Origin of the sequence: Gimesia sp. (assembly GCF_048260065.1) — a bacterium.
GTDB lineage: Bacteria > Planctomycetota > Planctomycetia > Planctomycetales > Planctomycetaceae > Gimesia.
This window is the reverse complement of the sequence record NZ_JBLXHC010000005.1, coordinates 256,175-269,205: the sequence shown is the minus strand read 5'-3', so window position 1 is coordinate 269,205 and position 13,031 is coordinate 256,175. Positions and strand designations below refer to the sequence as shown.

General features: G+C 51.1%; 11 protein-coding genes. 7 read left to right on the top strand and 4 right to left on the bottom strand.

Annotation, left to right across the window (positions count from 1 at the left end; all coding sequences use genetic code 11):
• Nucleotides 1-183 precede the first annotated feature (183 nt).
• Nucleotides 184-1,701, bottom strand: coding sequence for a Do family serine endopeptidase (locus ACN0YN_RS11830; protein ID WP_417385209.1), 1,518 nt, complete (start codon nucleotides 1,699-1,701; stop codon nucleotides 184-186).
• 524 nt (nucleotides 1,702-2,225) lie between these two features.
• Between ACN0YN_RS11830 and rnc the strand changes: the two genes are divergently transcribed.
• Nucleotides 2,226-2,969: a ribonuclease III gene (gene rnc / locus ACN0YN_RS11825; protein ID WP_417385208.1), complete on the top strand. Its 744-nt coding sequence runs from the start codon at nucleotides 2,226-2,228 to the stop codon at nucleotides 2,967-2,969.
• Nucleotides 2,970-3,477: 508 nt separating this feature from the next.
• Here the strand turns inward: rnc and ACN0YN_RS11820 are convergent.
• A complete protein-coding gene (locus ACN0YN_RS11820; protein ID WP_417385207.1) occupies nucleotides 3,478-5,049 on the bottom strand; it encodes a transglutaminase-like domain-containing protein in 1,572 nt (523 codons plus the stop codon).
• Between the two features lie 134 nt (nucleotides 5,050-5,183).
• The gene (locus tag ACN0YN_RS11815) at nucleotides 5,184-5,687 is read right to left on the bottom strand and encodes a hypothetical protein (protein ID WP_417385206.1); all 504 of its coding nucleotides are present in this window, start codon (nucleotides 5,685-5,687) and stop codon (nucleotides 5,184-5,186) included.
• Between the two features lie 652 nt (nucleotides 5,688-6,339).
• Here ACN0YN_RS11815 and ACN0YN_RS11810 point away from each other — a divergent pair.
• From ACN0YN_RS11810 to ACN0YN_RS11795, 4 genes are all read left to right on the top strand, one after another.
• Nucleotides 6,340-7,515, top strand: a complete 1,176-nt coding sequence (locus ACN0YN_RS11810) for a BON domain-containing protein (RefSeq protein ID WP_417385205.1) — start codon at nucleotides 6,340-6,342, stop codon at nucleotides 7,513-7,515.
• A 186-nt stretch (nucleotides 7,516-7,701) separates the two neighbouring features.
• Nucleotides 7,702-8,430 carry a hypothetical protein gene (locus ACN0YN_RS11805; protein WP_417385204.1) on the top strand — a complete coding sequence of 243 codons (729 nt, stop codon included), beginning with the start codon at nucleotides 7,702-7,704 and terminating at the stop codon, nucleotides 8,428-8,430.
• A gap of 289 nt (nucleotides 8,431-8,719) precedes the next feature.
• Nucleotides 8,720-9,157: a hypothetical protein gene (locus ACN0YN_RS11800; RefSeq protein WP_417385203.1), complete on the top strand. Its 438-nt coding sequence runs from the start codon at nucleotides 8,720-8,722 to the stop codon at nucleotides 9,155-9,157.
• A 46-nt stretch (nucleotides 9,158-9,203) separates the two neighbouring features.
• Nucleotides 9,204-9,980, top strand: coding sequence for an SDR family NAD(P)-dependent oxidoreductase (locus ACN0YN_RS11795; protein ID WP_417385202.1), 777 nt, complete (start codon nucleotides 9,204-9,206; stop codon nucleotides 9,978-9,980).
• Nucleotides 9,981-10,021: 41 nt separating this feature from the next.
• On the opposite strand, the gene ACN0YN_RS11790 is transcribed toward ACN0YN_RS11795, so the two are convergent.
• The gene (locus ACN0YN_RS11790) at nucleotides 10,022-11,512 is read right to left on the bottom strand and encodes a PcfJ domain-containing protein (RefSeq protein ID WP_417385201.1); all 1,491 of its coding nucleotides are present in this window, start codon (nucleotides 11,510-11,512) and stop codon (nucleotides 10,022-10,024) included.
• Between the two features lie 233 nt (nucleotides 11,513-11,745).
• Between ACN0YN_RS11790 and ACN0YN_RS11785 the strand changes: the two genes are divergently transcribed.
• Both ACN0YN_RS11785 and ACN0YN_RS11780 read left to right on the top strand, forming a co-directional pair.
• Entirely contained in the window at nucleotides 11,746-12,231 is a 486-nt protein-coding gene (locus ACN0YN_RS11785) for a hypothetical protein (protein WP_417385200.1), read from the top strand.
• Between the two features lie 173 nt (nucleotides 12,232-12,404).
• The gene (locus ACN0YN_RS11780; protein WP_417385199.1) at nucleotides 12,405-12,968 is read left to right on the top strand and encodes an SUKH-4 family immunity protein; all 564 of its coding nucleotides are present in this window, start codon (nucleotides 12,405-12,407) and stop codon (nucleotides 12,966-12,968) included.
• The last annotated feature ends 63 nt before the right edge of the window (nucleotides 12,969-13,031 follow it).

The window sequence follows — 13,031 nt, the reverse complement described above, 5'->3', positions numbered from 1 at the left end:
GCAGCGCATAAAAAAACGTCTCGGCAGTATTTCAGCAATACCACCGAGACGTCACGCGGAACCGCATACGATGCGGTGAGGAATTTCTTATGAGGACAATCTTTCCGCTGTGGGGCCGGCACAAGCCTTAGTGATAAGACTTGTACCAGACACCCCTTTCAGGAGAGTACACAATCCTGAAATCTACTTCTGGACCACGACAAAGCGGGCACCACTGTGATTTCTCACCAGCAGCAGTACACTGTCTTTGCCTTTCGCTTCTTTCAATCCCTGGTTGAATTGATCCATGGTAGACACTTCAGTTGTCCCGATCTTCTCGATGATCATCCCTTTCGTCAGACCAGCTTCTTCAGCAGCACTTCCCGGTTCGACAGAAGTGATCACCACTCCTGTGATACCGTCGGAATATCCTAACTGATTGGCCAGTTCGTCGGTTAAAGGCTGAACTTCGAGTTTCAGTTCATTCACACTGGTTTTCTGTTTCTCTTTGCTGGAACCTTCCACAGGACTTTCATCCCTGGCGACAGAGAAACTGTTGGGCATGGCTTTCATGACCAGATCTTTGTTGACGTGTTTACCGTCTCTCAAGATTTCCATGACATAGGTCTTACCCACTACCAGCTGTTCGACAATACCCTGCAGGTTACGAGGTCCGGAAACATCTTTACCTGCCAGTTTGAGGATGATATCACCCGTCTTCAGATCAGCAGCAGCGGCAGGAGAATCTTCCATCACCTGTGTGATGATGGCACCCTGACCTACTTTGATGTCGAATGATTTCGACAGGTCGTTGCTGATCGGCTGAATGCCTACACCCAGGAAAGCTCGTTCTACTTTACCATTATCAATCAGCTGGCCGGAGACCCAGCGAGCCATGTTGACAGGAATCGCAAATCCAACACCATCGTATCCACCACTGCGACTGGAGATCGCGGTGTTAATACCGATCACTTCACCACGCAGGTTCAACAGGGGACCACCACTGTTACCAGGATTGATCGCTGCGTCAGTCTGCAGGTAGTCTTCACGGTCATTGATCCCTGGACCACGGCTTTTCGCACTGATGATACCGTTGGTCACACTCATACCAATGCCGAACGGATTACCGATCGCCAGAACCCAGTCGCCGATTTCCATTTTGGAACTGTCGCCCAGAGGAACTGCCTGCAGGTCTGGTGCATCGATGCGAATCACAGCGACGTCAGAACGGGGGTCGGTACGAATATCACTGGCTGTGAATTCACGACCATCATTCAGAGTGACTTTTACAACGTCGGCACCATTCACAACATGCGAGTTGGTCATGATCAGACCGTTTTTATTGATAATGAATCCGGAACCGGTTCCCATCCGACGGGGTGCCCGTCGTGGCTGAGCCTGTTTCTGGTTCTGGAACTGCTTGAACATGTCTTTGAAACGGGGATCATTTTCGAAGAGCTCCTGAAATGGTGAATTGTCACCAAAGGGCATGACCTGCTGCCCGGAGACTTCAGATGTTTTACTGATCGTTTCAATAGACACAATCGCCGGCATCGCCCGGCGGCTGACTTCGCGAAATACATTCGATAATTCATGGACATTAGCAGCAGTTGGCAGATCGGCGCTCTTATCTTTCTGAGCAACTCCGACCGCGGCGCCAACCAGACATGCGCTAGCGATAATAGCGAACATCCAGTTTCGATTTCCTGTTAACGCTTTCATTAATTTTACCCTCCTACAGTGTATGGCTTGCAGTTATGACTCGGGCCATCTCTTTTATAGAACTAATACTAATTAGGAAACGTGACTCCCATTCCAATTTGCCTCTGTTAAAATGACTCTACTGGAAAAGACTGGCGGAAACCCTACCTTTCCTAATCAGGAAAAACAGAATTCTGATGCGTGCACATCGTTGAACTTTTGCTCATTTCATCAAGCGGCTGGTCTGCTCTTACTACGAGAGTCTCCCGCAGATATGTTGGGAATGCTTAAAAAAAAAGAAGATTTTTGCCTCTCATCCCCTCCCGATCCAAGCCTCATTCTGAGCAGCTTTTCCCTGAAAACCTGAATATTTTTCGACCATTTCTATTAATCAGACTTTTTTTGATGTTTTCAAATCGATGCTAATGTTAATATTTGTCTATACTTAGCGAAGGTCATTCAAAAAATTCTCCGCGGGCCCTTTTCAGAATTCTTCGATTGACCTTTTTGATTTTTCGAAGAAAAAAAGATCAGGGGAGGCGTGCATGCAATACGATCTCAGCCCCGCGGAGATCGATCAACTGCTTGAGGAATGTCAACAAAATCTGGGATACCGGTTTGTTGACTGTGAGCTGTTGAAATCCTGCCTGACACATACATCTGCAGCCAAAACCCGCATGGATTCGAACGAACGCCTGGAATTTCTGGGGGATGCGATCCTCGGTTCGCTCGTCTGTGAAAAACTGTTTGCTCAATTTCCCAATGCCCCCGAAGGCGAACTGACACGCATCAAATCTGCAGTCGTCAGCCGCAATACCTGTACCCGATTGGCGCGGGAAAAAGGCCTCGACCGCTTCATCTTTGTCGGCAAAGGACTTGCCATGACAGAGACCCTGCCGGAATCCCTGCTGGCAGGCATGTTCGAAGCCCTCATCGCCGGGATCTATCTGGATGGCGGCATTGAACCCGTGCATCTGTTTCTGGACCCTCTCATCGAACGCGAAAATTCCAAAGCCTCCCGCTCGGTTCATGGCTACAACTATAAAAGTTTGTTACAGCAATATTCGCAAAAGAAATTTTCCCAGACTCCCATCTATGAAGTGCTGGACGAAAAAGGCCCGGATCATTCCAAGTTCTTCAAAGTCACCGCGATTATAGGCGAACACAAATATGAACCCGCCTGGGGCTCCACAAAGAAGGAAGCCGAACAGCGTGCCGCCTATAATGCGCTGCGCGAAAACGAAGATGACGAAGAATGGGAACTCCCCGCAATGCCCGATGGAAACTGATCCACAGCCGCATTGCCTCGCTTCAATCCGGTTTTGAATCACCTCAGCATCAGCTGCTGAAAGGGGCGAATACAAACCAGTTCTGTTTTCTCAGGGTCTATAAATAGAAAGGGCCGAGAGAATACGGGAATTCTCTCGGCTCTAAGATGGGGATGATGTTTTGGAATGGCCCAGGGTGGGCAGACCCGCCTCCACGGGTCGGTGGGATTGTCTCTCTCTTCTCTCTTGAATCTTGAAGTCTCTCAACTCTTCAAAATTCTTTGGGTCTCTCTCTTTACCCGAAGCAAGAATAAAGCAGCAATCGTGCCATTCACTTTGGAAGCGATACCAGTTTTTTGGTTTCATCGCTTAAACACTGTAAAAACAGGCATTTAGAATCAGACATTTTTTGAAGTAATTTTCCCGCCAGATCGCGTTTGCAATTCTTGCAATCGGAAAACCGGAAAAGGGGTCTCAGAAATGTAAGAGTTACAACGCCACAGACACCGTTTCACCGAAAAAAGGCCGCCTACTGAGCGCGAGGGCGACAGTCGAGCACCGAAATCTTGAGTTTGCCGACCGACTGGATCACGGGCAGGAAGAGTGCCAGAGGGGCGGGCTCACTTTCTGCCAGGCTCGAATCCTTCAGTTTGATATGCCCGGCACCAATCCCTCCCTTCCCCAAAGTCGCATCCAGGGGAATCCAGTGCTGATCCAGAAACACCTCGGTCCACATATGGCCGCAAAAACTTTTCTGAGTCGGAATATAGACCAGACCAACGGCAACCCGGGAAGGCAGCTTCTGAGCCCGTAACATCGCTGCCAGCAGCATCGCATGCTCGGTACAGTCTCCTTCCATGTTCCGGGCCACTTCAGCCGCAGAGGCTAAAGCAGTCGAGAAATTCTTCTTCTTCAAATTTTGGTGCACATACTTTTCCATCAGCAGGGCCTGTTTCCAGGGGTTCGTTTCCGATCCGACCGCAGCGTTCGCATGCTTCATCACACCGGCATCAGCTGACTGGAGAAACTGGGTAGGTTTCACAAATTCCGCATCAATTTTGGCTGCTGGAAAGACTTCAGGAACCGGTGCTTTTGTTACCGTCAGTTCAATCTGGTTTGCGTCCCGTTTTTTGACCTGTTGCGTATCACCTGCAACCACGTACTTCGCGGGATCGTCGTTCTCCATCGCGATTTCATATACGACCTGCTCCGTGTCATGGGCCCGCGGAATGGGAGAGACCGGAATCAGCGCCTGCATGGCCAGGTCCAGTTCCTTACCAGACAGTTCTTTCAGTGCTTCTGTCTTGCTCGCCTGGTAAACATACATCTTGGCACCCAGAAAATCGGTCGACGATTTGACCAAGTCGCCCGCTTCATTTATATAAAGGTCTGTGGTCAAACCAGGTATCAATGACTGCTGCATTTCGACGTGCAGGCACTTCACTCCCGTTCCACCGGGTATTACCACCGATTCAAAATCGACCGCTTTCAGGTTCACTTCTGTGATTTTACTGAACTCCGCCAGCAGCATCGAAAAGGACTTCTTCTCACCCGGCTGCATGGGAGATTCTCGAAATACGCGATCAATATAGGTCGGAGGATGATCATCGGGCTTCCACTTCAGCTTTGTCTGTGCCGTCTGATTGGCAATATTTGTTTCAACAGTCAGTTGCCCGTCCTGGACAACACCCTTCGAAACGGTGGAGCCGGCAGGAGGGTTCTGCATCTCATACTGGTACGACAGCAGTTCGCCCTGGGCGCTCTCTTCTGTCTGCAGATGCACAGACATGTTCAATGTCTGGCCAAAACGCTTGAATTTCAGATAAAAATCGTTTTGCTTATGTACGACTTTCTTACCGGACCGCTCTTCAAGCCGCGTTTGATTCCGGGCATAGCCGACTTTCTGATCCTCGATATAAATTACCTGCCAGTCTTCTCCCTCCTTCACCTCGATATCTGTCCCGGCAGTCTTTTTGCCAGACTCGACAGCAGGGCTCTGCGAACAGGCTGATAAACCCGTCGTTAACAGGCAAAGCAGAGACAACCAGCCGAGAGAAGCGACAAACAGAGCTGACAGTCGTTGTGGTAGGAAAACCTGCATTTGACAGACCTTATCAATGAACAGCAGAAGCACTCAGTTCCAGGTTGTTCAGAATCGCAAGAAAAAACCCCACAATTCATACTTGAATAGTGGGGTGATTGTAAAACGATTTCAGGGCATCTGAAAACAGGAAATTAGTCGAGATCCTCATCCAGATCTTCCTCGTCCTCCCCGAGATCATCACCGTCATCGCCATCATCCAGGTCGTCTACATCATCGACATCATCGTCTACGGCATCCACGTCGATATCGTCGTCGTCATCGACTTTGGCGAGTTCATCTGTTTCTACGTCATCGACATCATCATCGGCGGGAACTCTGGTAACGACAGCTTCTCCATCCAGAGATTCTTTAATCGGCTGAATGAAATACAGTTTCTTTGCGTTTTTAAGCCGTAACTGCTCGATGCGTTCGACAGCAGCATCTCGCTGGTCGTAAGCAAATCGTGATTCTTCTTTCAGACTGCCGGTAAACACACCCCAGAACAGGCGGCGACGTACCTCAGCCTTGGCGGCCTTCTTTTTACGGGTCGCCTTCTTCTTTTTAGTGGCTTTTTTCTTGGGCGATGATTTTGATTCCGCTTCAGCGGCTTCCGCCTGACGACGCATTTCCAGACGACTGGGAGACTTTCGAGCCATTGTGTATTCTTTGGTTAAATAGAACTCTATTAGTTAGTTGATATAGGAACACCCTCGGGCATTAAGCCTGAATCCAGTCAGGAAATACCGTTCCCAGCACATCTTAGCTGGGGGAATTCCGGCACTGTCAGCGCAAAATTGCCTGCTGGATGCGTGCTAGCATAACATTTCATTTCTGGAATGACTACGCATAGAGAAGTTCTCAATCGCCGAAGAATGTTTTTTTTTACATCTCCCTTTGGGAAAACTGCCTGATTTCCTGCACCCAACGATCAGCATGCCCTGGGAACACGCGCACATTTTCCAGTCAGCTCACATCGAACAATACCTTTGACCACTACTCCTGCCTGAAACGCTGCGCTTGTGTGTTGGATTCCCCAAAACACTTCCGAATCAAACATTTCACATAAGTCATTACAAATAGGACACTTACCGTAATACGCCTTAATTTTCGCCGGAAACATTTAACCAATTTCATCGAAATAATCAGAATAACTTGTTTAACCGGACCCAGATGACCGATCAATCATGATAGCAATCTCATTGTTTCGTTTGCGCAGCAGGAAAGACTCACCGTGTAAACCTGACGAGAGATATCGCTCGGATGTAATGGACGAAAACATAATAAACTCAATTGGGAACGGAGTTGTTCATGAAACGGTATCGTAAGTGGGTCTTGACGCTGGGGATCATGGCGGTGACTCCCGGTATCACAATGGCCGGACCCTTGGATTTCTTTTCAAAGAAATCTGAACAGTCTAGTTCGACCGCTGTATCGGGCAGAGTAACAAGCAATCAGAAAGTGGCGAATGAAATCGCCGACGCTCTGAGATCAGCCCGGTTAACCGGTTACAACATGGAAATCGAGTATAATAAGGGTGTCGCCGTACTGTCGGGTAAAATCCCAACGGCAGCTCAAAAAGCTCAGGCCACCAGATTGATCTCACAAATCGAGGGTGTCACACGAGTCGATAATCGTCTCGAAGTCACTGAAGTCGCTGCGAATTCTGCTCCTGCAAGGGGACCAGAATCACAGAAATCAAGTTTGAACCCTTTCCGTAGAACCAATGAGATTACTCAGACGTCTGCGGCCGATCCTTTCCTGAAAGGCTCTCTGAAACAGGCTCAATTTGAACAATCTGTTGAAAATCGACGTTCTAACATCGAAACGGTTGCCTACCAGGCTCCTGCACCTCGCAGTGCAGCACCTGCTGCAAACAACCAGCAGATGGCAGAAAAGCTGGCTAAAGCTTTAGGGCCTGCCCTGGCTTCAGCTCATGAAGTCGAAATTCGCTTCAAAAACGGAACTGCCATCCTGCAGGGAGCCATCGGTTCTCCTCAGGAAAAACAGATGGCAACCCAGATTGCTCGACAGGTTCCGGGTGTCCGGGCTGTAGAAAACAACCTGCAGGTCATGCAGGCTGCTCCTCAGCAGGCTTCCCTGATTCAGCCGACCAACTACATGAACTACCAGGCTCCAAGCCCTGGTCCTGCTGGACCTCCCGCGATGGGACCACCTCCAGGATATCCAGGTATGGGGGCTCACCCGGCAATGGGACCTGGACCAACAAGCCAGGTTTACAACAGCCCACACCTGCCAGAATCAGCCTGGCCAACCTATGCTAACTATCCTAACTATGCTCAGGTAGCATACCCCAGTGAGTATTCTGCCAGTGCCTTCCCTTACATCGGACCTTTCTATCCCTACCCACAGGTACCACTGGGATGGCGACAGGCTCAACTGGAATGGGATGATGGATCATGGAAATTGAACTTCCGTCCTCGGACAGACCGCTGGTGGTGGTTCATGAATCCTAAGAACTGGTAATCCACCAGGATTCAAAAAGACTGCAAAACGATGCCTTTCAGGAAAAACGCTTCCTGGAAGGCATTTTTTATAGTGCAGCAGCGGTCAGACGGCCCGCAAAAGGCGTAAAGCAGATTTTATCCGTTAAATCGTCAAAATCGTCAAATTCTCACAAGGTTATCTGACAAAGCGTCCGATAAGAAGAATATGGAATCATGTTCCGACAATTACAGGCAGGATGCCGACCGTCAGACCGTGACATTTCCTTACCAGAGCAATTCGCTCACTAACACTGAAAACGAAGTCTCCCCTCATATCATGACGACGTTAAAATCACCCGGAGGAAGAAGGATGTTCAAAATCGGGAAGCAATTCAGCCGTGCTTTGCTTTTGGGCTGTGCCTGCTTGTTAACACTCAACACCAGTGGCTGTACGCTGGTCAAAGGCTTCATTGAAGTGACTTATGCCGGATCGGTTTTCTGGCGTACCACTCCTCTGATTCCTGTGACGGCTTACTGGTCACAGTTAATCGAAGACACCTACTGGGAAGAAGAACGCTACGACAAAGCGATGATTCTCGATCCCGTAGAAGGCGAACACGCTCCCCTGTTCTGTCTTGATCCTCCCAGCCCGGATGAAGTCATTCGTGCCCTGCCGGACAAAACTGGCGGCGGAGTCTGGTTCCTGGCAGAAACCACTCGCAACAACGTCCGCATGGTTGTTGAACCGATTGTGGACCGGATTGGCGAATGCCGTTTCTATCCGATGGTCGGACCAGCTCGTCAGCACCACTGTCACTACAAGTGCACCGTGTACTACGACAAAACAATCCGCTCAGACTGGCCTGTACCATTCTCACACAATGACCAGACCAAAGAAGTGGTCTACATCGACCATGACCACCTCATCCGCTGTGCCGGTCCTCAGTCTGAATAATCTTCAGACACGAGGCTCCGACAGCAGCAAGCTGAAAATATAAGTCTACCCACCAGCAAAGCCGATGATTCTAACCGGGTGAAAGAATCGTCGGTTTTTGCATGCGCGGTGACTTAAACCCGCTTTCCAATCAGAAACCGCCACGCTGCCCTGCCAGCACACTGGTCACTGTAACAACAGACTGTTTACAATAGATCTCCAGCAGGCACGCTTGAACAAGGGCCAAGGCAGCGACGCGCCGGATCCCGTAAACAGTCAATGACGATACATTGATCAAAGCGAGAACAGCATGGCAAAATCTTCTTACAGCTTGAAAGTCGGGCGTGTCTACATCCACAAAAAATGCAAACAGGGAACGCAGGTCAACGGCGAAGACTTCGAAGGCTTATGCAATCCCTTTAAACTCTGCCTGGGAACCGTCTGTGCCTCCTGTGGCGGACCGCGTGCCTTAAAAACCTTCTACTGGGAAGACACGAAGGAACCACTGGACGCCTACCGCAAGCGGCTCCGCGCTAAAGCCCCCGCGATTTATACGTACTGGTGGCTCTGGATCTCCCCGTTGATCGGACTGATAGCCGGCTCGTTCCTCGGCCCGCTGTTCCTGAAAAAGAGCACGCTGCCTGTCGTTGCCGGCTCTGCGGTTGCCTGCGCGCTGATCATGTTCCTCATCGTCGGCCCCCAGGTACTGATGCTCGTCGCACCGAAAAAATACTACAAACTGCGCTAAGAGACCACGATCATTTTTTTACTTCAGCAAATTGGATTTTCACACCATGACGACTCCCTCTACTTTTAATCCTCAGCGTTTTCAAAACCGGGTCGCCTTAGTCACAGGCGGCTCGCGCGGCATCGGCCGGGCCTGTTGTCTGAGACTGGCGCAGGAAGGCGCCCGCGTTGCCGTCAGTTATCGCAGCGGGAAAGCCGACGCCGAAGAAACGCTCAGACAGATCGAAGCCCTGGGTGGCAGCGGCATGGTCGTTCAAAGTGATGTCTCCGTCGAAGCCGAAGTCGACCGCATGGTCAGCGAGGTCGAATCGCAGCTGGGGGACATTGAACTTCTGGTGAATAACTCGGGCACGTTCATCTATCAGACCCATGAAGAACTCGACCTGGCTTCCTGGCAGCAGATGCTGGATGTGAATCTGACGGGAACCTTCCTGGTCACCTGGCGGGTCAAACCGGGCATGTTGAAACGTCAGTTCGGCAGGATCGTCAATCTGAGCTCCCTCTCCGGCCTGCAGCCCCGCCCCAAATCCATCGCATATGCGGTTAGCAAAGCGGGCGTGATCTCCTTCACCCAGAGCATTGCCACCGCCTGGGCCCGGGACAACATCCGCGTGAACGCGATCGCCCCCGGTCTGATCGAAACGGAAATCCTCGACACCGTCAGCCAGGAGGATCTGGAGAAAATCATCGAAGCCACCCCCATTCCCCGCATGGGCACCACCGAAGAAGTCGCTGCGATCGTCACGTTCCTGCTCTCCGAAGAAAGCAACTTCACCACAGGCCAGACGATGGTCCTCTCCGGCGGCCGCTGCATGCTGCCTTAGCAGGGAGAGAACAATACGGGCATCAGTCTCCCCTTACACATTCAACAAACTGATACCAGCCGTTTCACCTTACTTATCAACCACAGATCCACGATCTGCTGTTCTTCTTTCGTCGCGCGCCGATTCTGTTTCCCCCGCGCCTGCACCAGCGCGCCCGTTCGCGGATCGACTTCCAGCGTCAGACAGGGCTGATCATTCCGAGTCAGACGAAAGATCGCAGAGGCTCCTTTCGCGCAACGACCTGCATATCCCGCCACACAATGCCGCATCATTTTTCCCTCATACTGCAACTCCACGCCGTTAGTCAGTTCGCGCACTTTCCATTGGTTCCACTTCTCCGACCAACTCCAGTCCCAGCCATGCTCCCCCCATCTCACTGCAGCAAAATGAGCATAATACCCCTCAAAGATGATCAGCCTGTGAAACTCCTGCGCAGACTGGCAGATCGCCTCGAAGGTGCGTCCCTTCCAGGTAAACTTCCTCTGCAGCGTTTCCTGAGTGAGAAATTCATGTATCGACCAGTCCAGGATACGCTCACTCAGTTCAGCCGAAAGCTGATCACGATGACGAATCAGCCAGTTGACCGTTTCATACCAGAACGCCATCAGGTTCTCGCCACCAGCTTCGGTCGGATCAATGGCAAACGCCGGATGCAGCGCCAGCCACTTCCAGATCTGCACATCACCGCCAATTCGGCTTACTTCTGCGTAGAGACAGGCCAGAGCGGGAGTACGAGGCACCTCAGGCAACTCACGCCAGGGGACATCAAACAGATACTGCTGCATTTTCCGCCACGTCTTCCCCGGTACCTGCCTCAAGCTCCCTCCCTGCCCCAGGATGATCAGCCAGTGCTGCCACTTGAACCGCTGCTCGGCGGCTTCCTGAAAATGATCCCAGGCATCGATCAGAAACTCCGGTACCGGGTAGTTCACAAACAGATGCTGGATCAGGGATGCCTTGCTCTGTCCGGTCCAGGACTCAGCCGACCGGATCCAGAACGGCTTGAAGAAGACCACCAGCGAAAGCCAGTTCAATGATTCTGAAGTCGGGTCCGCCACCGGTTGCGCAGCCAGTCGCCGGATCGCAGCGGGAAGTTCTGTCTTGGGAATCAGGGACGCGACCTGCCTGATCCCACACTGACTGACGGCACGTGCCACCTCCTCCGCCTGCGTTTCCAGTTGCTCCACCAGCCGAAGCAGATCGGTTCTCGCCAGTTGCACCTCTCTCTCTTCAGGCATCGTATCTGCCTGCGCAGCAGACGAACGAGGAATCAGCAACTCAACAGGCCGCTTCCACTGCGATTCCAAAGCCTGCTGAAATTGATAGTAAAACCGATCCGCAGCGGAGGCAGAATCGTAATAGTCGTATTCCCAGGCTTCAGGCCACCCCGCTTCATCAATCCCGAGGAAATCTTCAACCCGGGGCGCATTCCGAGTGATTTTAAAATCAACAGCCTGTCGGCGCAGCTTGTGAATACAACCAGCCTGTTTGCGAAACGGGAGGCGACGGCGGAAACAAGTTAGTCGTGACATCTCATTACCTCCCCTCAACTGGAAAACAGACAGAACCGCATCGTTGGCGCAGCATTTTGGTACACGGACACATCAGACCACAATAAGTTCACCAACAGGCAAACCGCGGACACACCAGAGTCCGCGTGTGCCAGGATCACTTAACTTGAACCCGCTCTTCCAGTGCCGCTACAATATTCAGATTGATTGCCCTGAAATGAGACACCAGGCCTGGCAGCCCGGGGGGAGACCACATGAGTGTCAGTTACATTCTCACGCCTGTCACACCACAGCTCCTGGAATGGGGTCGCGAGTGTGGTGTGCCGATTTCGCAGGAGACGCCCGCCGGTCGCACCGTAAGCCGCGCCGATCTCAAAAAAGTCCTGCAGTCCCTGGACAGCTTTAACAGCGACTTGAGTGGTTCAGAAGACAAATTCAGAGCCCAGATTGATTCGGTCGAAACCTTCGACTGGAAATACGAATCTGACGATCCGCTCCTGGACCAGGCCTTCGGTGGTACTCATACCAGCCCGAAAGAGTCTATCAGTATTGAGTGTCTCACAGACAAAGATCAAAACCAGTTTTTGAGCCTGCACGGCGACATTACACTCATCGTCCGGATGGCTAAAGCACTTGCGAGTCAATCTGGCCCCCAGGCCGCCTTCGCCACCTGCGACGGCATCCCCGCCTTCTTCTTCCCCGATCAGGAAACACCGATCTGGAAGGAACCGTGTGTATGAGAGGAATTTCGACATCCTTGTTCCCTTAATACTTAAATACTTATTGGAAAACCCAGCTAAGGACACAACCCAAAAAAGCCGTTATGATCTTCCTGATAACATTCTATAAAAGTACACAGTTTTTTCAGCAAGATAAATCTTTCAACTAACCTCACACCAGTTAAGTAGGGAACATGAACACCCACCAAGATGAAGTCTTCAATTACTGGGATAAAAACCAGTTGGTACGCGCCACCGCAGGGGATCTGGTGGATTTGGAACTACCCGAAGCGACCTGCCAGTATTTACTGGAGGTTGGCGTTGCCCCTTTTACTACCCGACTGAAACAATTGCTGGGCTTCGACTTCGACCATCTGCGAAATAACCGTCTATGTACACTGCCTGACCATTTCCCGCTGGGCGATAAGGTTCCCGAAGAAATGCGCTCTTGGGTTCTGATCGGCCATTGCTTCGAACAGCTGCTCTGTATTGAAGCGGGCACGGGTAACATCTATCTGCTGGACGGTACTCCTGCCTCAGGTTTTTTGAAATGGTTCGTCAACACATCCGTTTCACAGCTGATGTTCTGTATCACGAAATCACTCGACTGCTTCGAAAACGCCCGACAATCAAAGAAGGCCTCCAACCCGGTGCCGCAACTGAAGGCCTCGCTCAGCGACATTGATCCGGATGCGTTTGCTAACCAGGTCCACTGGTGGCCCACGATCTTGAATGAAATTGCCTCAGGCCAGATGTAGTTCCCTGGAACCTGTACTCCATGACAACGGCTCAACAAATCCAATTTGAAGAACACCCGAACC

Excerpts from the sequence above, each read along its gene's own strand:
- ACN0YN_RS11830 (WP_417385209.1), bottom strand. The coding sequence starts at position 1,701 with ATGAAAGCGTTAACAGGAAATCGAAACTGGATGTTCGCTATTATCGCT.
- rnc (WP_417385208.1), top strand. The coding sequence starts at position 2,226 with ATGCAATACGATCTCAGCCCCGCGGAGATCGATCAACTGCTTGAGGAA.
- ACN0YN_RS11820 (WP_417385207.1), bottom strand. The coding sequence starts at position 5,049 with ATGCAGGTTTTCCTACCACAACGACTGTCAGCTCTGTTTGTCGCTTCT.
- ACN0YN_RS11815 (WP_417385206.1), bottom strand. The coding sequence starts at position 5,687 with ATGGCTCGAAAGTCTCCCAGTCGTCTGGAAATGCGTCGTCAGGCGGAA.
- ACN0YN_RS11810 (WP_417385205.1), top strand. The coding sequence starts at position 6,340 with ATGAAACGGTATCGTAAGTGGGTCTTGACGCTGGGGATCATGGCGGTG.
- ACN0YN_RS11805 (WP_417385204.1), top strand. The coding sequence starts at position 7,702 with ATGGAATCATGTTCCGACAATTACAGGCAGGATGCCGACCGTCAGACC.
- ACN0YN_RS11800 (WP_417385203.1), top strand. The coding sequence starts at position 8,720 with ATGGCAAAATCTTCTTACAGCTTGAAAGTCGGGCGTGTCTACATCCAC.
- ACN0YN_RS11795 (WP_417385202.1), top strand. The coding sequence starts at position 9,204 with ATGACGACTCCCTCTACTTTTAATCCTCAGCGTTTTCAAAACCGGGTC.
- ACN0YN_RS11790 (WP_417385201.1), bottom strand. The coding sequence starts at position 11,512 with ATGTCACGACTAACTTGTTTCCGCCGTCGCCTCCCGTTTCGCAAACAG.
- ACN0YN_RS11785 (WP_417385200.1), top strand. The coding sequence starts at position 11,746 with ATGAGTGTCAGTTACATTCTCACGCCTGTCACACCACAGCTCCTGGAA.
- ACN0YN_RS11780 (WP_417385199.1), top strand. The coding sequence starts at position 12,405 with ATGAACACCCACCAAGATGAAGTCTTCAATTACTGGGATAAAAACCAG.